This window comes from Brevundimonas sp. ABV4_179 (genome assembly GCF_056311945.1).
Genome location: NZ_CM149976.1, coordinates 2,785,691 through 2,807,924 on the forward strand (window position 1 = coordinate 2,785,691; position 22,234 = coordinate 2,807,924).

The window sequence follows — 22,234 nt, forward strand, 5'->3', positions numbered from 1 at the left end:
GCGTCAGTGGACCGCGCCGAACGACGTCCCGTCCCAGAAGGCGCAGTGGTGACGTTCGAAGAAGTCGTGGTCCATCCGGTCGCCTTCGGGCGCGAACACCCGCACCGGCCCCGCCCCCTCGACGCGGGGCCATTCGGCGCCAAAGCCCGGCGCGCCGAACGCCGCCCAAAGGCGCTGCATCCGGTCCGACAGCGCCTTCTGCTGCGGGGTGAACCGCTTCACATCCGCGAAGACCCAGCTGGTCCCGAAGACATAGGCCAACTCGCTGGCGTGATAGGCGCCCAGGTCCAGCCCCACGATCCAGGCCGGCAGAACGAACGGCGCCTGGCGATCCGCGAACTCATAGCCCCAGACCGGCACATGGGCCGACAACACGCGCCGCAGGGCTTGGGACGGACAGGCGAACCTCTGGTCGGTGAAGTTCGCAGCGATGGCGTAGGCGGGCCCGTCCTCTCCGACAGGATAGCGCTCCAGCACCCGCGGGCCCTCGTCGCCATACATCCACATCGTCTCCTTCCTATACCGATCCATCGTCTTGACCTCGTTGGCGAACAGCCGGCCTTCGTCCAGATTGGCGCCGACCAGCACCGGGACCTGGGTGAACCGCCCCTCGCGCAGCGCGTCCGCCGGGCTTTCCGGCACGGTCGCGTCCGTATGCACCGGCCCCCACGACCCCGGCCCGTTGATCCCCGCCCTCAGCGACGCCGCCCGCGACAGCCGCCACGCCGGAAGAGCCTTCAAACAGGCGATCTGATCCCCTTCGTCGCACCCCAGCCGTTCGGCGAACATCGGCCCCGACTGGGCGGCGTCCTGCGCGCTGATCAGGGATGACGGCTCCAGACAGCCGCCGCTCTGCATGATGACCCGCTGATACAGCCCCTCCGACCCCGGCGACGCCATCAGATAACAGGCCGTCCAGGCCCCCGCGCTCTCCGCGAACAGGGTGACATTGGCGGGATCGCCGCCGAAGGCCGCGATATTGCGATTCACCCATTTCAGCGCCGCCTGCTGGTCCATCAGGCCGAAATTGCCGCCGAAACCCTCGCCGGTCGCCTCAAACCCCGGATGGGCCAGCCAGCCCAGGGCGCCCAGCCGATAGTTCATCGTCACCACCACCCGCCCCTGATCGCGGGCCAGCTTCGAAGGGTCGTAGTTGGCGCCTGCCCCCACGGTGAAGGCGCCGCCGGGGATATAGACCATCACCGGTCGGGCCTCTTCCGGCTGACCGGCCGGTGCGTAGATATTCAGATAAAGACAATCCTCGGACCCGACCACGATCCCTCCGCCACCGCCCAGAATGGCGCGCCGCCCGATGGCCTGGGTGCAGTCCGACCCGATCCGCGTCGCATCGCGCACGCCGGCCCATGGCTGGACAGGCTGCGGCGCGCGCCAGCGTCCGTCGCCCACCGGCGGCGCGGCGAACGGCACGCCCAGGAACGCCCGCGTTCCATCCCCCTCGACCCCGCGCACCGCCCCGTCCTCCGTCGACGCCAGCACCGTCTTCCCATCGCTGGCGAACCGGACATGATCGACTTTGCCCGGATGGGTGGCGCAGGCGGTCAGCGCGATCAGGCACGCAAGCAGGGGTATCAGGCGCATCGGGAACCTTGGCTGTTCGGCAGTCCACCCGAACGCCTGAACACGCAACCCGTTGCGGACCGGCGCTATGTCTCGCCGCAAAGCAAAAGCGGCCCCCGGATCGCTCCGGGGGCCGCTCTGTACGCTACTCGGTCAGCCGGTGGGCTGGGTCGTGTCGTCGATTACTCGACGATCTTGGCCACGACGCCGGCGCCGACGGTGCGGCCGCCTTCACGGATGGCGAAGCGCAGGCCCTGGTCCATCGCGATCGGCGTGATCAGCTCGACGCTCAGCTCGGCGTTGTCGCCGGGCATGATCATCTCGACGCCTTCCTTCAGGTGCACGATGCCGGTCACGTCCGTCGTGCGGAAGTAGAACTGCGGACGATAGTTGGTGAAGAACGGCGTGTGGCGGCCGCCTTCTTCCTTCGTCAGGATGTAGGCTTCGGCCTGGAACTTGGTGTGCGGGGTGATCGAACCCGGCTTGCACAGAACCTGACCGCGCTCGACGTCTTCGCGCTTGGTGCCGCGCAGCAGAACGCCGACGTTGTCGCCCGCCTGACCTTGGTCCAGCAGCTTGCGGAACATTTCCACGCCCGTGCAGGTCGTCTTCTGGACCGGACGGATGCCGACGATCTCGACTTCCTCACCGACCTTGACGATGCCCTTCTCGACGCGGCCCGTGACCACGGTGCCGCGGCCCGAGATCGAGAACACGTCTTCGACCGGCATCAGGAACGGCAGGTCGACCGGACGTTCCGGCTGCGGGATGTAGGCGTCGACGGTTTCCATCAGGGCCAGAACGCGCTGTTCGCCGATTTCCGGGTTCACGCCGTCGGTCGCGGCCTTGGCCGAGCCCTTGGTGATCGGAATGTCGTCGCCCGGGAACTGGTAGCTGCTCAGCAGCTCGCGCACTTCCATTTCAACCAGTTCCAGCAGTTCTTCGTCGTCGACCAGGTCGACCTTGTTCATGAAGACCACCAGGGCCGGCACGCCGACCTGACGGGCCAGCAGGATGTGCTCGCGCGTTTGCGGCATCGGGCCGTCGGCGGCCGAAACCACCAGGATCGCGCCGTCCATCTGCGCCGCGCCCGTGATCATGTTCTTCACATAGTCGGCGTGGCCGGGGCAGTCGACGTGGGCGTAGTGACGGTTGGCCGTCTCATATTCCACGTGCGCGGTGTTGATCGTGATGCCGCGGGCCTTTTCTTCCGGCGCAGCGTCGATGTCGGCGTAGTTCATCGCCTTCGCGCCGCCAGCCTTCGCCAGCGTCATCGTGATCGCCGCCGTCAGCGTCGTCTTGCCGTGGTCAACGTGACCGATCGTGCCGATGTTGCAGTGCGGCTTCGTGCGTTCGAACTTTTCCTTGGCCATTCTCTAGCTCCTAAGGTCCCCGAACCGGGGTTCCTGCAGTTTGGGGGTTAAGGGCGCCCGGCCGACGGCCGACCGGGCGCTATTTAGGTGCGCTTTTCCAAAAGGAAAAGCTTAGGCGTACTTCTTGATCACTTCGTCGGCGACGTGTTGCGGCACCGGCTCGTAGTGGTCGTATTGCATGGTGAACTGGGCGCGGCCCTGCGACATGCCGCGCAGCGTGTTCACATAGCCGAACATGTTGGCCAGCGGCACGAAGGCGTTCACGACAGTGGCGTTGCCGCGCATGTCCTGACCCTGGATCATGCCGCGACGGCCGTTCAGGTCGCCGATGACCGAGCCGAGGTATTCCTCGGGGGTCACGACTTCCACCGCCATGATCGGCTCGAGCAGCTTGGGCGCACCCTTCTCCTTCAGTTCGCGGAAGGCGGCGCGCGACGCGATTTCGAACGCCAGCACGCTGGAGTCGACGTCGTGGAACTTGCCGTCCGTCAGCGTCGCCTTGAAGTCGATCAGCGGGAAGCCGGCCAGCAGGCCGTTGTCCTTGGCCGAGTTCAGGCCCTTTTCGACGCCGGGGATGTATTCCTTCGGCACCGCGCCGCCGACGATCGAGTTCTCGAACACGAAGCCCGAGCCCGGCTCGCCGGGTTCGAAGGTGATCATGACGCGGGCGAACTGGCCCGTACCGCCGGTCTGCTTCTTGTGGGTGTAGTCGATGTCGACCTTGCGGCCCAGCGATTCACGATAGGCGACCTGCGGCGCGCCGATGGTGGCCTCGACCTTGTAGGTGCGCTTCAGGATGTCGATCTTGATGTCCAGGTGAAGCTCGCCCATGCCCTTCAGGATCGTCTGGCCCGACTCGTGGTCGGTCGAGACGGTGAAGGACGGATCTTCCGAAGCCAGCTTGGCCAGGGCGACACCCAGCTTTTCCTGGTCGGCCTTGGTCTTGGGCTCGACCGAGATCTCGATGACCGGGGCCGGGAATTCCATCTTCTCCAGGATGACGGGCGACTTCAGCGGATCGCACAGGGTGTCCCCGGTGCGGGTTTCCTTCAGGCCGGCCAGGGCGACGATATCGCCGGCGTAGGCTTCCTTGACGTCTTCGCGGTTGTTGGAGTGCATCTGCAGCATCCGGCCGACGCGCTCTTTCTTGTCGCGGCTGGAGTTCAGCAGGCTCATGCCCGTTTCCATCTTGCCCGAATACAGGCGGCAGAAGGTCAGCGAGCCGACGAAGGGGTCGTCCATGATCTTGAAGGCCAGAACCGACAGGGGCTCGTCGTCCGACGCCTTGCGGGTGATGGGTTCTTCGGTCTTGAAGTCGATGCCCGGGGTCGGCGGGATGTCCAGCGGCGACGGCAGATAGTCGACCACGGCGTCCAGCAGCGTCTGCACGCCCTTGTTCTTGAAGGCCGAGCCGCACAGGATCGGATAGAAGGCGCCGGTCAGCACGGCCTTGCGGATGCACTTCTTGATGGTGGCTTCGTCGGGCTCGTTGCCTTCGAGGTAGGCTTCCATCGCCTCGTCGTCCAGCTCGACAGCGTTGTCGATCAGGTACTGGCGGGCTTCGTTGGCCTTGTCGACCAGGTCGGCGGGGATCTCTTCGTCACGGTAGGACGCGCCCAGGCCGTCGTTGTCCCAGACCACGGCCTTCATGCGGACCAGGTCGACCAGGCCCTTCAGCGAGCTTTCGGCGCCGATGGGGAATTGGATCGGCACGGCCTTGGCGCCCAGACGGTCGCGGATCGATTCCACCGACTTGTCGAAGTCGGCGCCGATCTTGTCCATCTTGTTGACGAAGACGATGCGCGGCACCGAATATTTGTCGGCCTGGCGCCAGACGGTTTCGGTCTGCGGCTCGACGCCGGCGTTGCCGTCCAGCACCGTCACGGCGCCGTCCAGAACGCGCAGCGAACGTTCGACCTCGATGGTGAAGTCCACGTGGCCGGGGGTGTCGATGATGTTCAGGCGCTTGTTCTGCCAGAAGGCGGTCGTCGCGGCCGAGGTGATGGTGATGCCGCGTTCCTGCTCCTGGTCCATCCAGTCCATGGTCGCGGCGCCGTCGTGGACTTCGCCGATCTTGTGGGATTTGCCGGTGTAATACAGGATCCGCTCGGTCGTCGTCGTCTTGCCCGCGTCGATGTGGGCCATGATGCCGAAGTTGCGGTAGTCCTCGAGCTTGTGCGTACGAGCCATGAAAACGTGCCTTGGAAGTAGTGCAGGACGCGAAGCGCGCCCTCGGGGATGATCGTCGATGCGGCGGATAAGCGAGCGCGGGCGATTTAGCTCAAACCGCCCGCGCCGGATAGTCTCAGATAGTCGCCGCAGTTGGCGCTTTTAAGACGCTTACCAGCGATAGTGGCTGAAGGCGCGGTTGGCTTCGGCCATCTTGTGGGTGTCTTCGCGCTTCTTGACCGCGGTGCCGCGGTTGTTCGAAGCGTCCAGCAGCTCGGCCGCCAGCTTTTCCGTCATGGTGTTCTCGCCACGCTTGCGCGCGGCGTTGACCAGCCAGCGGATGGCCAGGGCGCGGCGGCGGTCCGGGCGGACTTCGACGGGCACCTGATAGGTGGCGCCGCCGACGCGACGCGAACGGACTTCGACCGACGGGGCGACATTGTCCAGGGCGGCGTGGAAGGTGGCGACCGGCTCTTGGTCCTTCTTCTTGTCGGCCAGGATGTCGAAGGCGCCGTACACGATGTTTTCGGCGACGGCCTTCTTACCTTCGTACATGACGTAGTTCATGAACTTGGTGACGACCAGGTCCCCGAACTTCGGATCCGGCAGAACTTCACGCTTCTGGGCGCGGTGACGACGCGACATGGGTTATTCCTTGCAGTGCCCGGCCTGCGCCGGGAATATCTAGAAAAGGCGTCCGGGCGCGACGGCCCGGAAGCGAATGGCTTACTTCGGACGCTTGGCGCCGTAGTGCGAACGACGCTGCTTGCGGTCCTTGACGCCTTGGGTATCCAGAACGCCGCGCAGGATGTGGTAGCGAACGCCGGGCAAGTCCTTCACGCGGCCGCCGCGGATCAGAACGACCGAGTGTTCCTGCAGGTTGTGGCCTTCGCCGGGGATGTAGCACACGGCTTCGTAGCCGTTCTTGGCCAGACGGACCTTGGCGACCTTACGCAGAGCCGAGTTCGGCTTCTTCGGGGTCGTGGTGTAGACGCGGGTGCAGACGCCGCGACGCTGGGGCGAACCCTCCAGGGCCGGCACCTTGTTGCGGGTGGGCTTGGGCTTGCGCGGCTTGCGGATCAGCTGGTTGATCGTAGGCATTCGAAACTCGTCTCGACTTCTGATGGAGGCGTGTGTCTTTCGACCGAAGCGCCTCTCGCCTTCTTGTGAACGGGGGACCATCCCCTCGCCCGGGTGTCATCGAGACTGAGGGCCTGACCCGAACGCCCCCGGTTTGCTCCGGTGAACCGGAAATACAAAACACAAAGGGCCGGAACGCGCGCTTTGGGCGTTCCGGCGGGCACAGCCCGTCCGTTCGATTGTCACGCTCTCGGCAACCGGCGAACCGGCCACGCCTCGAGAGTGCGCGGCTTCTACGCGGGATGGGGCCTCAGGTCAAGAACGCCCGTTAACCCCTCGCTCCGCACCGCATTACGAACGAGCGCGACCGTCTTCATTAGAGCGTCGTTCGGCCTGAAACCCGCCACGCTTCGCGTTCAGCTTGATCGAACGACCAACCGGGGATGGTTTATGGCGGGGCTGGCCAGAACAGGGGCGATTACGCTCTCGCTTGCGATCAATGCAAGCGTGCTGGCGCTGCTCGACCTTGAGGATCGACGCCCGGCCTCACGACGAATCCCGGCGTCGTCTCCCATCTACGTCGATATCGAGCCCGTCTTCATCAAGCCCCCAGTCCAGCGACAGCCACCCCCTGCCATGCAGGCGGCGGCAGACCGCCCGGCGGCGCCCTCCCCGCAACTTCTCGGGGATCGACCTTCGGCGCCGACCAAGCCGCCGAAGTCGGATGTTGCTGCGACGCCCGACTACGATCCGCGCTGGACCGTCCGCCCCCGCGCCTCGGCCAACCTCGCCTGGCCGCCGGGCGCTGCGGCGCGGAGCGAAGGGCCGGATTGCCGCCCCGGTGAAGCGCGATCTTTGCAGGACAGGCAGACCTGCCGCGCGCTGGCCATGGCGGCCGCGGAGCCCTCCGCGCCGATGGTGCGCTCCAGTGACGAGGATCGGACAGCGGCCTTCGCCAAGGAGGCCGCTGTCAAGAAACGCTGGCGCGACTACCGCGAGGGAGACGGCCCCTACCCCGGCCTTCGATCCTTATTCGGCTTGAACTGACGCATGGCGGATTCGATGTCGGACCTGACGCGATGAGGGCGAACGCGACCGGCGCCCGTCTGGCTTGGCGCAAGGCGGGCTTTGCAGCGGCGTCCGTCGGCCTGAACGCGGGGGCCGTCGCGCTTCTTTGCATGACCGATGTGAAGCTGGGCGTCCGGCCGCCGTCCGCCGGGTCGATAATCGTCTATCTGGACGACGCCTGGCCGACCCTTGCCCGCGCGCCGAAGTCGGCCTCCGCCCCTCCATTGGAGGAAACACTCGCCGCGACCCGCCGGCCGCAGGCGTCCCCGACGGATGCGTCGGACAGCGGCGGAACGGCCATGTCGCCGCGCCAGGCCCTGACCGAGGCGGCAACGCACGACGGGATCGACGGCCGCTGGCGGGTCGATGCCGCCGTTCCGGGGCAGAGGGTCCCCCTCCTGTCGTGCGACGCCCCTCACCGCCTGTCGCTCGACGCCCGCCGTGTCTGCGAAGACCGCTGGGCCGACGCCGAGGCCGTTCCCGTCATCCGGGGCACGGGCGATGCGGAACGCGACGCCGCCTTCGCTCGTCAAGGCGCGCGCCGTCTGGCGGAGTGGGAGGCTCAGCGGGCCGATCCGTCGCGCGTCAAAGGGTCGTGCGAAGACCCAAACCCCGTGGCAGGATGCCCCGACGTGAATATTCGGATCGATCTCTTCTCCTCGCGGGACGGCTTCCTGCCCAACCTCAGAAAGCGTCGCGAATGACCGCTGCGTCGATGTTTCCGCCTGGCCCCTGGTCGCGACGGCGCCGCCCGGACTGGCGAAAGGTCGCCCTGGCCTCCGCCTCGGTCGTCATCAACGCCGGTCTGATCGCCGTCCTGTCCCTGACGGCCCTGGGGATCGACGCGCCGCTGACCGCGCCGGAACAGCGGCCCGTCTATGTGGACATCACGCCGCGTCCCCTGCTGCCGGACGAACGGCCGCGCCCGGCGATCCAGCCGCCGGCCCCGGCGCCCGCCGCCGCGCCGCGCGACGCCCGCAACATTCAGACCCCGGCCACGCCCCAGGCGTCGCCCCTGCCGGATGCGCGCCCGGCGCCCCTGCGTCCCCGCCTCGCCGCGCCCGCGCCGCAGGGCGTGCCGGTCCCCGCCGATCCGTGGCGCGTCGATCCGGGCGACCGGACCAACGCCATGGCCCGCGCCCTGCGCCAGGGTTTGATCGGCTGCACCACCCCGGATCGGTTGAACGCCGCCGAGCGCGCCCATTGCCGCGAGGACGCCATGCGTCGCGGCCTGAACGCCGCCCCGATCACCGGCACCGGCAACCCCGAACGCGACGCCCGCTTCGCCCGCGAGGGCGCGCGACGCCTCGCGGAATGGGAGATGATGAACCGCCCCTTGTCCGGGGGCGTCGGCGTAGTCGGGCCGGGCGACTGCCCCGGCTCCAACTTCGGCACGGGCTGCGCCGGGGCTCACCTGGGCGACGTTCCCGGCGTGGAAATGCGCCAAGGCGCGGAGTCGACGATCAACCGAGGCGAACGCCACCGTCAGGGCTTCTCGGCGAGCATCGGCGGATTACGCATTGGCGGTAAGGACTGACAACGACGTCAGCGATGATCCTGACAGTGGATATCGTGCATCACCTGCCCAAGATGCATCGCGCCCATGGCAAGACCGACGTAGCCCACCCCGCACCACAGGACGACGTTCAAGGCGATCGCAGCGGGCGACGCCCGTTTTTCCTTGGTCATGATGCGCCCCACACACGCCTTGGGCAGCCGAGCGGCTGGTTCATCCGTGGTCCTGGCAATGGGCGTCGTGCATGGCGGCGCCGAGATTGAGCATCATCGTCTTGGCCTCCACCCAGACGAACAGCGACAACACCAGGGCCGTCAGCCCCCACAGCACCTTGTCCGATTTCGTCACGGCGGCCTCCCGAACAACCTCGAACTATCTCCGCACAACCCGACGCCGCGTCAAGCCACAAGAAAAAGGGCGGCGCCGTCGCCGGCGCCGCCCTCTTCATGTCGTTGGTTCCGAACCCGGAGATCAGCCTTCGCTGCTCTCCAGCTCCAGTTGCAGATCGGCCGGCAGCGGCTCGATCGCATCTTCGCGGGCCTGGGTCAGTTCCGCGTCGCGCTCGTTGGCGATCTTCTGCAGGCTGCGCAGATAGGCGCCCGTGCCCGCCGGGATCAGACGACCCACGATCACGTTCTCCTTCAGGCCCTCCAGCATGTCCTTCTTGCCGTGGACCGAGGCCTCGGTCAGGACGCGCGTGGTTTCCTGGAAGGACGCCGCCGAGATGAAGCTGCGGGTCTGCAGCGACGCCTTGGTGATGCCCAGCAGGACGGGCTGGGTGGTGGCCTGACGACCGCCGCGCTTCTCGACCTTGGCGTTCTCCAGGACCGCTTCGGCGACTTCGACGGTGTCGCCGCGGATCAGGGTGGTTTCACCCGCGTCCAGGACTTCCACCTTCTGCAGCATCTGACGCACGATGACTTCGATGTGCTTGTCGTTGATCGGCACGCCCTGCAGGCGATAGACCTCCTGCACCTCGTTCACCAGATATTCGGCCAGCGCCTCGACGCCCTGGATGCGCAGCAGATCGTGCGGATCCGGGTTGCCGTCGATGATGTAGTCGCCCTTCTGGATCAGATCGCCGTCGTGGACGGAGATGTGCTTGCCCTTGGGGATCAGGAACTCGACCGGCTCGCCCTGCACGCCGTCGGCGTTGACTTCCGGCGTGATCTTGATGCGGCGCTTGTTCTTGTAGTCGCGACCGAATTCGACGCGACCATCCATCTCGGCGATGACCGCGCAGTCCTTGGGACGGCGAGCTTCGAACAGTTCGGCGACGCGCGGCAGACCGCCGGTGATGTCGCGGGTCTTGGCGCCTTCGGTCGGAACGCGGGCGATGATCTCGCCAGGCTTGACCTCGTCGCCGTTCGACACGGACAGAACCGCGCCCACCGGCAGCAGATAGCGGGCGTCAGAACCGGACGACAGCTTGGCGTAGGCGTCGCCCAGGGTGACGCCCATGGCCGGACGCAGGTCCGAACCACGCGGGCTGGCGCGCCAGTCGGAGACCACGCGCTGGGCGATGCCCGTCGCTTCGTCGGTCTCTTCCTTGACGGACAGGCCTTCCACCAGGTCCTCGAAGCGGACGACGCCGCCCACTTCGGTCAGGATCGGGGTGGTGTAGGGGTCCCACTCGGCCAGGCGTTGGCCGCGCGCGACCTCGCCGCCGTCCTTGACGCGGATGCGGGCGCCGTACGGAGCCTTGTGGGTCTCGCGGTCCTTGCCGTCGACCACGACGGTCACGGTGACGTTGCGGCTCATGGCCACCAGGTCGCCGTGCGCCGCGACGACGGTCGGGCCGGCGATGCGGGCCGTACCGGCGTTGGTCGCCTCCATGAAGGAGGTTTCCGCCACCTGGGCCGTGCCGCCGATGTGGAAGGTCCGCATCGTCAGCTGGGTGCCCGGTTCGCCGATCGACTGGGCGGCGATGACGCCGACCGCTTCGCCGATGTTGACGTTGGTGCCGCGCGCCAGGTCACGGCCGTAGCAGTGGGCGCAGATGCCGGCGTCGGCTTCGCAGGTCAGGGCCGAGCGGACCTTGACCGACTGCACGCCGGCGGCGTCCACGGCCTCGACCACTTCTTCCACCAGATAGGTGTCGGCGGGGAACAGGACCGTATCGGTGCCCGGCTCCTTGATGTCCTCGGCCGCATAGCGACCCAGGATGCGCTGACCCAGCGAGACCAGCACGTCGCCGCCCTCCATCACCGCACGCAGGGTGATGCCGCGCGTCGAGCCGCAATCCTGCTCGGTGACGATCGAGTCCTGCGCCACGTCCACCAGACGGCGGGTCAGATAACCCGAGTTGGCGGTCTTCAGCGCGGTGTCGGCCAGACCCTTGCGGGCGCCGTGGGTGGAGTTGAAGTATTCAAGGACGGTCAGGCCTTCCTTGAAGTTCGAGGTGATCGGCGTCTCGATGATCTCGCCGGACGGCTTGGCCATCAGGCCGCGCATCCCGCCCAGCTGCTTCATCTGCGCCTGCGAACCGCGGGCGCCCGAGTTGGCCATCATGAAGACCGAGTTGATGTCGGGGTTCTCGCCCTCGATCAGCACGCGCGGCTGCGCGATCTCTCCCATCATGGCGTCGGCGATCCGGTCCGTGGCCTTGGCCCAGGCGTCGACGACCTTGTTGTACTTCTCGCCGCGCGTGATCAGGCCGTCGGCGTACTGTTGTTCGTACTCCTCGACCTGGGTGCGGGTCTCGGCGACCAGTTCGACCTTTTTGGCCGGGATCACGATGTCGTCCTTGCCGAACGAGATGCCTGCCTTGGCCGCCTCGCGGAAGCCCAGGCCCATCATCTGGTCGGCGAAGATGACCGTCGCCTTCTGACCGCAGTGGCGATAGACCACGTCGATCAGGTTCCCGATCTCCTTCTTGGTCAGGTTCTTTTCGAGCAGGCGATAGCCGACGTTCGGGTTGCGCGGCAGCAGGGCCGCCAGCTTCATCCGGCCGGGCGTGGTGTCGATGACCTTGGTCACCTCATTGCCTTCGGCGTCCTGCTCGGTCCAGCGCGCCTTGATGCGGCTGTGCAGGGTCACGACCTTGGCGTCCAGCGCGGCGTCGATCTCGCCGATGTTGGCGAACAGCTTGCCTTCGCCCGGCTCGCCGTCCTTGACCAGCGACAGATAGTACAGACCCAGGACGATGTCCTGCGACGGCACGATGATCGGCTTGCCGTTGGCGGGCGACAGGATGTTGTTGGTCGACATCATCAGCACGCGCGCTTCCAGCTGGGCCTCAAGGCTCAGCGGGACGTGAACGGCCATCTGGTCGCCGTCGAAGTCGGCGTTGAAGGCGGTGCAGACCAGCGGGTGCAGGCGGATGGCCTTGCCCTCGATCAGCTTGGGTTCGAACGCCTGGATGCCCAGACGGTGCAGCGTCGGCGCGCGGTTCAGCAGAACCGGGTGCTCGCGGATGACCTCGTCCAGGATGTCCCAGACGGCGGGCTGCTCGCGCTCGACCATGCGCTTGGATTGCTTGACGGTGCCCGACAGGCCCTTGGCGTCCAGACGCGCGTAGATGAACGGCTTGAACAGCTCCAGCGCCATCTTCTTGGGCAGGCCGCACTCGTGCAGCTTCAGTTCCGGTCCCACGGTGATGACCGAACGGCCCGAATAGTCGACGCGCTTGCCCAGCAGGTTCTGACGGAAGCGACCCTGCTTGCCCTTCAGCATGTCGGCCAGCGACTTCAGCGGACGCTTGTTGGCGCCGGTGATGACGCGACCGCGACGGCCGTTGTCGAACAGGGCGTCGACGGATTCCTGCAGCATCCGCTTTTCGTTGCGGATGATGATGTCCGGCGCCCGCAGCTCCATCAGGCGCTTCAGGCGGTTGTTGCGGTTGATGACGCGGCGATACAGGTCGTTCAGGTCCGAGGTCGCGAAACGACCGCCGTCCAGCGGCACCAGCGGACGCAGTTCCGGCGGGATGACCGGCACGATGGTCAGGATCATCCATTCGGGCTTGTTGCCGGACTCGAGGAAGGCCTCGATCAGCTTCAGGCGCTTGGAGGCCTTCTTGGCCTTCATTTCCGAGGGATTGTCGGCCAGCTCGCCACGGTGCTTTTCAGCCTCGGCGTGCAGGTCGATGCCCATCAGCAGGTTGCGGACGGCCTCGGCGCCGATCTCGGCGGTGAAGCCGTCGTCGCCGAACTCTTCCTGATAGCGATAGAACTCGTCTTCCGTCAGCAGTTGGTTCTGCTTCAGCGGAGTCAGGCCCGGCTCGGTGACGATGTAGTTTTCGAAGTACAGGACGCGCTCGACGTCCTTCAGCGCCATGTCCAGCATCAGCGAGATGCGGCTGGGCAGCGACTTCAGGAACCAGATGTGGGCGACCGGGGCGGCCAGGTCGATGTGGCCCATCCGCTCGCGGCGAACGCGGGCCAGCGTGACTTCGACGCCGCACTTCTCGCAGATGATGCCCTTGTACTTCATGCGCTTGTACTTGCCGCACAGGCATTCGTAGTCCTTGGTCGGGCCAAAGATACGGGCGCAGAACAGGCCGTCACGCTCGGGCTTGAACGTGCGGTAGTTGATGGTTTCCGGCTTCTTGATCTCGCCGAACGACCACGACCGAATCTTCTCCGGCGAGGCCAGGGCGATCTTGATCTGGTCGAAGGTCGGGGTGACCGGGACCGGGTTGAAGATGTTCAGGACTTCCTGGTTCATCTTGGTTTCCTTCTGCGGCGCGAGGGCCGCTTAAAAACTTCGTCGATGGAGAGCGGCTCGTGATCCGTGAGCCGTGAAGCGTGACGGGATCGGCCCACTCACGATTCACGGCTCACCATTCACGCCTCAGCTGTTCTCCAGCTCCACGTTCAGACCCAGCGAACGCATTTCCTTGATGAGCACGTTGAAGCTCTCGGGAATGCCGGCCTCGAAGCTGTCGTCGCCGCGGACGATGGCCTCGTAGACCTTGGTCCGGCCGGCCACGTCGTCGGACTTCACCGTCAGCATTTCCTGCAGGGTGTAGGCGGCGCCATAGGCTTCCAGAGCCCAGACCTCCATTTCCCCGAAGCGCTGACCGCCGAACTGCGCCTTGCCGCCCAGCGGCTGCTGGGTGACCAGCGAGTACGGGCCGATGGAGCGGGCGTGGATCTTGTCGTCGACCAGGTGGTGCAGCTTCAGCATGTAGATGTAGCCCACCGTGACCGGGCGCTTGAACTGCTCGCCCGTCTGGCCGTCGTACAGGATCGACTGGGCCGACTTGTTCAGCCCCGCCTCTTCCAGCAGACGCTCGATGTCGCCGATGTGCGCGCCGTCGAAGACGGGGGTCGCGAACGGCACGCCCTTGGACAGGTTCTTGGCCAGCTCGATCAGCTCTTCCTCATCCTGCGGCAGAGGGGTTTCCTCGCCGTAGATTTCGGTCAGCCGCTCGACCAGGGCCTGCTTCTGCCCGCCCTGCTGCCAGGCTTCCAGCAGACCGGAGATCTGCTTGCCCAGACCCGCTGCGGCCCAACCCAGATGGGTTTCGAAGATCTGGCCGATGTTCATGCGCGACGGCACGCCCAGCGGGTTCAGAACGACGTCGACGTGGGTGCCGTCTTCCAAGTGCGGCATGTCCTCGATCGGCAGGATCTTGGAGATGACGCCCTTGTTGCCGTGACGGCCGGCCATCTTGTCGCCGGGCTGCAGCTTGCGCTTCACCGCCACGAAGACCTTGACCATCTTCATCACGCCGGGGGGCAGTTCGTCGCCGCGCTGCAGCTTCTCGACCTTGTCTTCGAAACGACGGTCCAGTTGCTTGCGGGCGTCTTCGAACTGGCGCTTCATCGCTTCCAGCTCGCCCATGGTCTTTTCGTCGTCCAGGGCGATCTGCCACCACAGACCACGGCTGACCTCGGCCAGCTTCTCGTCGGTCAGCTCGCCGCGGCCGATGCCCTTGGGCCCCGACACGGCGTTCTTGCCGACGATCAGCGGCTTCAGGCGGCCATAGACGTTGCGCTCCAGAATCTTGAGCTCGTCGTCGCGGTCCTTGCCCAGGCGTTCGATCTCGGCGCGTTCGATCGCCATGGCGCGCTCGTCCTTGTCGACGCCGTGACGGTTGAAGACGCGAACGTCGACGATGGTGCCGGCGACGCCGGGCGGCAGGCGCAGCGAGGTGTCGCGCACGTCCGAAGCCTTCTCGCCGAAGATGGCGCGCAGCAGCTTCTCTTCCGGGGTCATCGGGCTTTCGCCCTTCGGCGTCACCTTGCCGACCAGGATGTCGCCCGGCTGGACCTCGGCACCGATGGCCACGATGCCCGCTTCGTCGAGGTTGCGCAGGGCTTCCTCGCCGACGTTGGGGATGTCGCGCGTGATTTCTTCAGGCCCGAGCTTCGTATCGCGGGCGGCGACTTCGAACTCTTCCAGGTGGATCGAGGTGAAGACGTCGTCGCGCACGATGCGCTCGGAGATCAGGATGGAGTCTTCGAAGTTGTAGCCGTTCCAGGGCATGAAGGCGACCAGGGCGTTGCGGCCCAGGGCCAGTTCGCCCAGGTCCGTCGACGGACCGTCGGCGATCACGTCGCCGCCCTTCACCTGATCGCCCACGCGCACGATCGGGCGCTGGTTGATGCAGGTCGACTGGTTCGAACGCTGGAACTTCGACAGACGATAGATGTCGACGCCCGAGCGGGCGGCGTCCACGTCGCCTGTGGCGCGCACGACAATGCGGGTGCCGTCGATCTGTTCGACGACGCCGTCACGACGGGCGACCACGACAGCGCCGGAGTCCACGGCGACGACCGCTTCCATGCCGGTGCCGACCAGCGGCGCGTCCGACTGCACCAGCGGCACGGCCTGACGTTGCATGTTGGCGCCCATCAGCGCGCGGTTGGCGTCGTCGTTTTCCAGGAACGGGATCAGGGCCGCAGCGACCGAAACGACCTGTTTCGGCGACACGTCCATCATGTCCACGGCGTCCTTGTTCAGGAGCTGGGATTCACCGTTGATCCGGCCGGGGACTAGGTCCTCGACGATCTGGCCGTCCTTCAGTTCGATATTGGCCTGAGCGATCGTGTACTTCGACTCTTCCATGGCCGAGATGTAGACCACCTCGCCCTGGGCCTGGCCGTCCTTCACGCGACGATACGGGCTTTCGATGAAGCCGTACTTGTTGACCCGCGCGTGGGTGGCCAGCGAGTTGATCAGGCCGATGTTCGGGCCTTCCGGCGTTTCGATCGGGCAGATGCGGCCATAGTGCGTCGGGTGCACGTCGCGGACTTCGAAGCCCGCGCGCTCGCGCGTCAGACCGCCCGGGCCAAGCGCCGAAAGGCGACGCTTGTGGGTGATTTCCGACAGCGGGTTCGTCTGGTCCATGAACTGCGACAGCTGCGACGAACCGAAGAACTCGCGAACCGCGGCGGCGGCCGGCTTGGCGTTGATCAGGTCGTGCGGCATGACTGTGTCGATATCGACCGACGACATGCGCTCCTTGATGGCGCGCTCCATCCGCAGCAGGCCGACGCGGTACTGGTTTTCCAGCAGCTCGCCGACCGAACGGACGCGGCGGTTGCCCAGGTTGTCGATGTCGTCGATCTCGCCCCGGCCGTCCTTCAGGCCGACCAGAATCTGCAGCACCTTCAGCACGTCTTCCTTGCGAAGGACCCGGATCTCGTCGGAGACCTCGGGGCTTTCCAGACGCATGTTCATCTTGACCCGGCCGACGGCCGACAGGTCGTAGCGTTCGCTGTCGAAGAACAGCGAGTTGAACATGGCTTCGGCGGCTTCCGGGGTGGGCGGCTCGCCCGGGCGCATCACGCGATAGACGTCGAACAGGGCGTCCTCGCGGTTGTCGTTCTTATCGACGCGCAGGGTGTTGCGCATATAGGCGCCGACCGTGACGTGGTCGATGTCCAGCACCTCGATGGTGGTGAAGCCGTTCTGCTCCAGCACTTCGATGGTCGGGGCGTCCAGTTCGTCGCCGGCCTCGGCGTAGATTTCGCCGGTCTCGAAGTTCACCGCGTCATTGGCCAGATATTTGGTCAGCAGGGCGTCGGCGGCCAGCGAAAGCGACGTCGTGGTGTCGCCCAGCTTCTTGGCGGCGCGCGCGCTGATCTTCTGGCCGGCCTGGGCGATCACTTCGCCGGTGTCGGCGTCGACCAGGTCGAACTCCGGCTTCACACCGCGCCAGCGCTCGGCCTTGTACGGCGTGACCCAACCCTCGCCGCGCTTCTCGTAGGGCACGGTCTCGTAGAAGGTCTTCAGGATTTCCTCGCCGTCCATGCCCAGCCCCATCAGGAAGGTCGTGGCCGGCAGCTTGCGGCGGCGGTCGATGCGGACATAGACCACGTCCTTGGCGTCGAACTCGAAGTCCAGCCACGACCCGCGGTACGGGATCACGCGGGCGGCGAACAGCAGCTTGCCCGAGGAGTGCGTCTTGCCCTTGTCGTGATCGAAGAAGACGCCCGGCGAGCGGTGCATCTGCGACACGATCACGCGCTCGGTGCCGTTGACGATGAAGGTGCCCTTGTCCGTCATGAGCGGGATGTCGCCCATATAGACGTCCTGCTCCTTGATGTCCTTGACCGAACGGGCTCCCGTTTCCTCGTCGGTCTCGAACACGATCAGGCGCAGCTTGACCTTCAGCGGCGCGGCATAGGTCATGTCGCGCTGAATGCACTCCTCGACGTCGTACTTCGGCTCTTCGAACTCGTACGAGACGTATTCCAGGATGGCGCGTTCGTTGAAGTCCTTGATCGGGAACACCGACTTGAAGACCGCCTCGATGCCCTGCTCCTTGCGCTGGCCCGGACGGACCTCACGCTGCAGGAACTGTTCGTAGGAGGCGCGCTGAACCTCGATCAGGTTCGGCATCGCCACCGCTTCGGGAATGCGCCCGAAGGATTTGCGGATGCGCTTCTTGCCGGTGAACGAGGTGGCGGAGGCGATCTGACCGTTGATGGCGAGATCGTGGGCGACGTCAGTCATTCAGTGTTTCCCATGACGCACGACCCGGGAAAGCCGTGCGTGAAATGCAGCAGCCACGGCGCGCCTTTCAGCGTCCGCAGCCAGGTTTTCGGCGCCCACCCTCGGCCCGCTGCCGGGCCAGGACGCCTGAAATGTACCGGCTCCCTGGGGAAGGAGCCGCGCCTTCGCACGGTCGGAGGGCGACGGACCGGGCCTCGGCGCTTGCGCGCAGACTCATATGGAGTGGTGCGGGAACGCGCACATATACGCGCATTCGCGACGAAATAAAGGCCCCGGGCCAAATCTTGCGCGGGCGAACTTCAGTTCGGCGTTGGCCCGCTTGTCTCGAACCGTGTCGATCCATCCGATTGAACGGTCATGACAAGATTCAGGGACGTATTCAGACCGCAGGCGGTCCAGGTCCAACGCTCGGTCCATTGCGTCGGATTGAGCGGATCGCCGGTCAGGGAGGTCATTTCCGTATTGGTCAGTCGGCCGGCGGGCTGAGGAACCCGGCCCCTGCAGGATCCGCTATCGGCGTTGAGCACGGGGATCAGCCGAGGCGTGACCTGCTGGAGAATGTCCATATAGAGCCTGGGTCCGGTCATGGTGCCGCCCACGCTCATGTTCAGTCCGCGCCACTGTCCGCCATGAAAGAAGACCAGGACATTGATTTCCCGGTCGGCCCCGCACCAGGGAACGACCGTGCGGATCAGCGCCTCTCCTCGTTCCACCTGCTCACCGTTCGGCGCCACCTTGATCGGCAAGCTCTCCATGGCGCTGCGCGCCACGATGCTGTCGGGGGGCGCGCTTGTGTCGCTGCAATCCGGCGACACGCCCGCCGCGGCCCAGGACGCCAGAACATCCCGAACGACCGGCTTCCAGTTTCGGTCAGCGGTCGCCTTGATCAGGACGGCAAGCGGCTCGGTCGGGCTCAGAACCTCCACCGGACGATAGATGGGCGCGGTGGCGACGACCTGCGCCGGCGGCTCGGCGGCCTGGATCATGACTGGCAAAACGTCGCTCCCCGTGTCCGCGACATCTCTCAAACCTCACGGGTTTGGGCAAGCTCTACATCTGGCGGCGTTGCGTTCGCGTTGCTAGACGTGCTCGCATGATCCGCATCGCACTTCCCCTGTTCGCCGTCCTCGCCCTGTCCGCCTGCGCCACACGCCAGCCCGTGACCTATGCCGAGACGGCGTCCGCCGCCGCCCGCGCCGCCGCCCAGGTTCAGGGCGAGGCCGGCCTGACGGCCCAGCAGCTGTGGGACCAGGGCAACGCCGACTATCTCGCGTGGAACGGCGCGCGGCGCGGCTGGACGACCACCGAGAGCGGGCTGCAATACCGCCGCGTCGGAAAGGCTCATCCCGACGGCGCCCAGCCCTCCGGCTCCGACACGGTCAAGGTCCACTATCGCGGCACCTTCATCGACGGGCGCGAGTTCGACAGCTCCTATTCCCGCAACGAACCGGCCGAGTTCCCGCTGAACCGCGTCATCAAGGGCTGGACCGAGGGCGTGGCCCTGATGCACGTCGGCGAGATCTACGAGTTCGTCATCCCCGCCTCCCTGGCCTACGGCTCGCGCTGGGTCGGCGGCGACGAACTGCCGCCCAACTCCACCCTGCGGTTCTCGGTCGAACTGCTGGAGGTCAAGCCCGGCTGAACCCTGGAAATAGGATGGTTGGCGCCCGCTCTCCATCCTATGTGCGGACAACGCAGCCCGTGGTTTCAATGCCTTGCAGGCCGCCAGCGTCAATTTTCCGGCCATAGGAAGCGGCGCGCGCATCATGGTCGGCATGACCGATGACCGCTCCGATCCCCAACCGAACGCCCCCGACTGGACCCGACGGTCCGCTGCGACGTGGGCCGCCGCCCGCAAAGACTATCTGGCCGGCGGTTTCGCCGTCGAGGTATGCGAGCGTCACGGCCTCAGCCTCTCGACCTTCCGCTGGCGCGCCCGCACCGAGGGGTGGCGCAGATCGGATCAACCCCATGGCGCAGTGTTCGAGCCGCTCGCGGACTACGAACTGGACTTCATCGATCAGCGCCTGCCCTGCAACGCCGCCGACATGGCGCGATTGGCTTGGGCCAACGCATCCAAGGCGATGATCGACGGAAAACTGATCGAGGCGCGGGGCTGGTCGCGACTGCACCGGGATCTGGAGGCCATAGCCAAGATCGACGACCATGCCGTACGCTACTATCGCGGCATGGCGAACGACCCGAAAAGACAACACAATCTGCCAACCACGCCGCCTCTTCGTCCGATGGAGGAAGACTGAGCGAAATTGCACTTTCTTGTACATTGCACGCGTTTTCGGAAGTGCAGTGCAATTTCGGATCACCGCTGACGCTTGACGCCCCCGCTCCTGCGGCGGACTGTCGCGCCTCCCCCCGGAAGGCTTTGAGAGTCCGTGATGATCCCCACCCGTCTTCGCGTCGCCGGTCTGGCGCTTCTGCTCGTCTCGGCCGCCCCTGCCGCCTTGGCGCAGCAGGCCTCGACCTACGCCCCCGCCCTGCCCGCGCCCCTGCCGCCGATCCCGGACTCCCAGGACGTGGCCTATCCCGGCGTGATCAAGCTGGATATCGACGCCACCAACCTGTCGCAGCGCATCTTCTCCGTGACCGAGACCATTCCCGTCGCCCAGGCCGGGCCGATGGTGCTGTATTTCCCTGAATGGCTGCCCGGCAACCATGGCCCGGTCGGCCCTATCCCCCAGCTTGCGGGAATCGAGATCACCGCCGGCGGCCAGCGGGTGGAATGGGTGCGCGACACCCTTCGCCCCTTCGCCTACCACATCGTGGTTCCCGCCGGCGCGACCGCGCTTGAGGTGAAGCTGCAGCACCTTTCGCCGACCGCCGGCGCCCAGGGCCGCATCACAATGACGCCTGAGATGCTGAACCTTCAGTGGGAGAAGATGCTGCTCTATCCGGCCGGTCACTGGTCGCGAAACATCATGGTCCAGCCCACCGTCAAACTCCCGACCGGCTGGCAGTTCGGCACGGCGCTGGAGCCGCTGGAAAAGAACGGCGACGTCCAGACCTTCAAGCCGGTCGATCTGGAAGTCCTGATCGACAGTCCCATCTTCGCCGGCGTCCACTATCGCCAGATCGACCTCGATCCCGGCGGCCGCTCGCCCGTGCGGGCCAACATCGTCGCCGACGAGGCCGACAGCCTGAACGCCACGGACGAGCAGATTCAGATTCTGCGGAATCTGGTGACGCAGATGGACCGCCTCTATGGCGCGCGTCACTTCGACCACTACGACTTCCTGATCGCCATGACGGACAAGCTGGGCGGCATCGGGCTGGAGCATCACCGCAGTTCCGAAAACTCGGTCGATCCCGCCTTCTTCACCGGCTGGGCCACGCACCTGTCCGACCGCGACCTGCTCAGCCACGAGATGAACCATTCCTGGGACGGCAAATGGCGCCGCCCCGCCGACCAGTATGTGCCCAACTTCAACTCGCCCCTGCAGAACAGCCTGCTGTGGGTCTATGAGGGCCAGACTCAATACTACGGCCAGGTCATCGCCGCCCGTTCGGGTCTTCTGACCGCGCAACAGGCGATGGACGCCCTGGCCCTGACGGCGGCGACCTATGACGCGCGCGTCGGCCGCCAATGGCGCGCTCTTCAGGACACCACCAACGACCCGATCATCAGCCAGCGCCAGGCCAAGGGCTGGCTGTCGTGGCAGCGCGACGAGGACTACTATTCCGAGGGCCAGCTGATCTGGCTCGACGTCGACACCCTGATCCGGGAGAAGACGAATGGCCGCAAGTCGCTCGACGACTTCGCCCGCGCCTTCTACGGCGTCCAGGATGGCAGCTACGCGCCCGCCCCCTATACGTTCGAGGATGTAGTCGCGGCCCTGAACGGCGTGGTCGCCAGCGATTGGGCCACCTTCCTGCGCACCCGTCTGGACGCCGATGGTCCGAACGCCCGCGCCCCGCTGGACGGCCTGGCGCGCGGCGGCTGGCGCCTGGCCTTCGCCGACAAGCCCACCGACTATATGAAGACCCTGTACGCCGAGCTGAAGCGCAACGACTTCACCTATTCCCTGGGCTTCCAGACCGGCGAGGGCAACAAGATCCGCAGCGTCCAGTGGGACAGCCCGGCCTTCAAGGCGGGCCTGGCCGTGGGCATGGAGATCGTCGCCGTCGACGGTCAGGCCGCCACGCCCGACAGGCTCTCCGCCGCCGTCACCGCCGCCAAGGACCCGGCTGTCCCCGTTGCGCTGATCGTCAAGGACGGCGACCAGTTCAAGACCGTCGTCCTCGACTACCACGACGGCCTTCGCTACCCCCGCCTGGAACGCATCCCCGGAACGCCCGACCGCCTTACCGACATCCTGACGCCAAGGCGGCGATAAAAATATCCTTCTCCCGCTGGGAGAAGGCGGCCCCCCAAGGGGTCGGATGAGGGTCGGGTCGCGGGCCAAGTCGCACCACCCGACCCTCGCCCTTTCGCCTTGCGGATCGCCTGCGGCTCTCCGAGGCTCAAGCCCTCTCCCAAAGTGAGAGGGTTTAAGTCGCGGCCATCTGTCCCTTGACGCATCGC

The 22,234-nt window shown here is 66.0% G+C and carries 16 protein-coding genes; 6 read left to right on the top strand and 10 right to left on the bottom strand.

Annotated elements, in window-relative coordinates; translation table 11 throughout:
* Positions 1 to 3: 3 nt before the first annotated feature.
* The 5 genes from ACYX4P_RS13600 to rpsL form a co-directional block, all read right to left on the bottom strand.
* Positions 4 to 1,599, bottom strand: coding sequence for a carboxylesterase/lipase family protein (locus tag ACYX4P_RS13600; RefSeq protein WP_292074750.1), 1,596 nt, complete (start codon positions 1,597 to 1,599; stop codon positions 4 to 6).
* 161 nt (positions 1,600 to 1,760) lie between these two features.
* The gene (gene tuf / locus ACYX4P_RS13605) at positions 1,761 to 2,951 is read right to left on the bottom strand and encodes an elongation factor Tu (RefSeq protein ID WP_292021164.1); all 1,191 of its coding nucleotides are present in this window, start codon (positions 2,949 to 2,951) and stop codon (positions 1,761 to 1,763) included.
* A gap of 111 nt (positions 2,952 to 3,062) precedes the next feature.
* A complete protein-coding gene (gene fusA / locus ACYX4P_RS13610; RefSeq protein WP_248121327.1) occupies positions 3,063 to 5,141 on the bottom strand; it encodes an elongation factor G in 2,079 nt (692 codons plus the stop codon).
* A 150-nt stretch (positions 5,142 to 5,291) separates the two neighbouring features.
* Positions 5,292 to 5,765, bottom strand: a complete 474-nt coding sequence (gene rpsG, locus ACYX4P_RS13615) for a 30S ribosomal protein S7 (protein WP_248121325.1) — start codon at positions 5,763 to 5,765, stop codon at positions 5,292 to 5,294.
* Between the two features lie 81 nt (positions 5,766 to 5,846).
* Entirely contained in the window at positions 5,847 to 6,221 is a 375-nt protein-coding gene (gene rpsL, locus ACYX4P_RS13620) for a 30S ribosomal protein S12 (RefSeq protein ID WP_008260482.1), read from the bottom strand.
* Positions 6,222 to 6,650: 429 nt separating this feature from the next.
* On the opposite strand from rpsL, the gene ACYX4P_RS13625 reads away from it, so the two are divergent.
* The 3 genes from ACYX4P_RS13625 to ACYX4P_RS13635 are packed head-to-tail and all read left to right on the top strand — an operon-like array spanning position 6,651 to position 8,805.
* A complete protein-coding gene (locus tag ACYX4P_RS13625; RefSeq protein WP_248121323.1) occupies positions 6,651 to 7,247 on the top strand; it encodes a hypothetical protein in 597 nt (198 codons plus the stop codon).
* Between the two features lie 32 nt (positions 7,248 to 7,279).
* Complete coding sequence (locus tag ACYX4P_RS13630; RefSeq protein WP_248121321.1) at positions 7,280 to 7,972, top strand: hypothetical protein; 693 nt, start codon at positions 7,280 to 7,282, stop codon at positions 7,970 to 7,972.
* Entirely contained in the window at positions 7,969 to 8,805 is an 837-nt protein-coding gene (locus ACYX4P_RS13635) for a hypothetical protein (protein WP_248121319.1), read from the top strand. The genes ACYX4P_RS13630 and ACYX4P_RS13635 overlap by 4 nt, the downstream gene beginning before the upstream one ends.
* A gap of 8 nt (positions 8,806 to 8,813) precedes the next feature.
* On the opposite strand, the gene ACYX4P_RS13640 is transcribed toward ACYX4P_RS13635, so the two are convergent.
* From ACYX4P_RS13640 to ACYX4P_RS13660, 5 genes are all read right to left on the bottom strand, one after another.
* Positions 8,814 to 8,957, bottom strand: a complete 144-nt coding sequence (locus tag ACYX4P_RS13640) for a hypothetical protein (RefSeq protein ID WP_248121317.1) — start codon at positions 8,955 to 8,957, stop codon at positions 8,814 to 8,816.
* 40 nt (positions 8,958 to 8,997) lie between these two features.
* Entirely contained in the window at positions 8,998 to 9,132 is a 135-nt protein-coding gene (locus ACYX4P_RS13645; RefSeq protein WP_282438995.1) for a hypothetical protein, read from the bottom strand.
* Between the two features lie 123 nt (positions 9,133 to 9,255).
* The gene (gene rpoC / locus ACYX4P_RS13650) at positions 9,256 to 13,452 is read right to left on the bottom strand and encodes a DNA-directed RNA polymerase subunit beta' (protein ID WP_248121315.1); all 4,197 of its coding nucleotides are present in this window, start codon (positions 13,450 to 13,452) and stop codon (positions 9,256 to 9,258) included.
* A 126-nt stretch (positions 13,453 to 13,578) separates the two neighbouring features.
* Positions 13,579 to 17,694: a DNA-directed RNA polymerase subunit beta gene (rpoB, locus tag ACYX4P_RS13655; protein WP_248121313.1), complete on the bottom strand. Its 4,116-nt coding sequence runs from the start codon at positions 17,692 to 17,694 to the stop codon at positions 13,579 to 13,581.
* 299 nt (positions 17,695 to 17,993) lie between these two features.
* Positions 17,994 to 18,689: a hypothetical protein gene (locus tag ACYX4P_RS13660; protein ID WP_476069801.1), complete on the bottom strand. Its 696-nt coding sequence runs from the start codon at positions 18,687 to 18,689 to the stop codon at positions 17,994 to 17,996.
* Positions 18,690 to 18,787: 98 nt separating this feature from the next.
* On the opposite strand from ACYX4P_RS13660, the gene ACYX4P_RS13665 reads away from it, so the two are divergent.
* The 3 genes from ACYX4P_RS13665 (at position 18,788) to ACYX4P_RS13675 (ending at position 22,046) form a co-directional block, all read left to right on the top strand.
* On the top strand, positions 18,788 to 19,336 hold the full coding sequence (locus ACYX4P_RS13665) for an FKBP-type peptidyl-prolyl cis-trans isomerase (protein WP_248121310.1): 549 nt from the start codon (positions 18,788 to 18,790) through the stop codon (positions 19,334 to 19,336).
* A 133-nt stretch (positions 19,337 to 19,469) separates the two neighbouring features.
* Positions 19,470 to 19,955: a hypothetical protein gene (locus ACYX4P_RS13670; RefSeq protein ID WP_248121308.1), complete on the top strand. Its 486-nt coding sequence runs from the start codon at positions 19,470 to 19,472 to the stop codon at positions 19,953 to 19,955.
* Positions 19,956 to 20,090: 135 nt separating this feature from the next.
* Positions 20,091 to 22,046: a M61 family metallopeptidase gene (locus ACYX4P_RS13675; protein ID WP_292049460.1), complete on the top strand. Its 1,956-nt coding sequence runs from the start codon at positions 20,091 to 20,093 to the stop codon at positions 22,044 to 22,046.
* Positions 22,047 to 22,234 lie beyond the last annotated feature (188 nt).

Bases quoted from the DNA above. Each gene is read 5' to 3' on its own strand.
- ACYX4P_RS13600 (WP_292074750.1), bottom strand. From the start codon at position 1,599: ATGCGCCTGATACCCCTGCTTGCGTGCCTGATCGCGCTGACCGCCTGC.
- tuf (WP_292021164.1), bottom strand. From the start codon at position 2,951: ATGGCCAAGGAAAAGTTCGAACGCACGAAGCCGCACTGCAACATCGGC.
- fusA (WP_248121327.1), bottom strand. From the start codon at position 5,141: ATGGCTCGTACGCACAAGCTCGAGGACTACCGCAACTTCGGCATCATG.
- rpsG (WP_248121325.1), bottom strand. From the start codon at position 5,765: ATGTCGCGTCGTCACCGCGCCCAGAAGCGTGAAGTTCTGCCGGATCCG.
- rpsL (WP_008260482.1), bottom strand. From the start codon at position 6,221: ATGCCTACGATCAACCAGCTGATCCGCAAGCCGCGCAAGCCCAAGCCC.
- ACYX4P_RS13625 (WP_248121323.1), top strand. From the start codon at position 6,651: ATGGCGGGGCTGGCCAGAACAGGGGCGATTACGCTCTCGCTTGCGATC.
- ACYX4P_RS13630 (WP_248121321.1), top strand. From the start codon at position 7,280: ATGAGGGCGAACGCGACCGGCGCCCGTCTGGCTTGGCGCAAGGCGGGC.
- ACYX4P_RS13635 (WP_248121319.1), top strand. From the start codon at position 7,969: ATGACCGCTGCGTCGATGTTTCCGCCTGGCCCCTGGTCGCGACGGCGC.
- ACYX4P_RS13640 (WP_248121317.1), bottom strand. From the start codon at position 8,957: ATGACCAAGGAAAAACGGGCGTCGCCCGCTGCGATCGCCTTGAACGTC.
- rpoC (WP_248121315.1), bottom strand. From the start codon at position 13,452: ATGAACCAGGAAGTCCTGAACATCTTCAACCCGGTCCCGGTCACCCCG.
- rpoB (WP_248121313.1), bottom strand. From the start codon at position 17,694: ATGACTGACGTCGCCCACGATCTCGCCATCAACGGTCAGATCGCCTCC.
- ACYX4P_RS13665 (WP_248121310.1), top strand. From the start codon at position 18,788: ATGATCCGCATCGCACTTCCCCTGTTCGCCGTCCTCGCCCTGTCCGCC.
- ACYX4P_RS13670 (WP_248121308.1), top strand. From the start codon at position 19,470: ATGACCGATGACCGCTCCGATCCCCAACCGAACGCCCCCGACTGGACC.
- ACYX4P_RS13675 (WP_292049460.1), top strand. From the start codon at position 20,091: ATGATCCCCACCCGTCTTCGCGTCGCCGGTCTGGCGCTTCTGCTCGTC.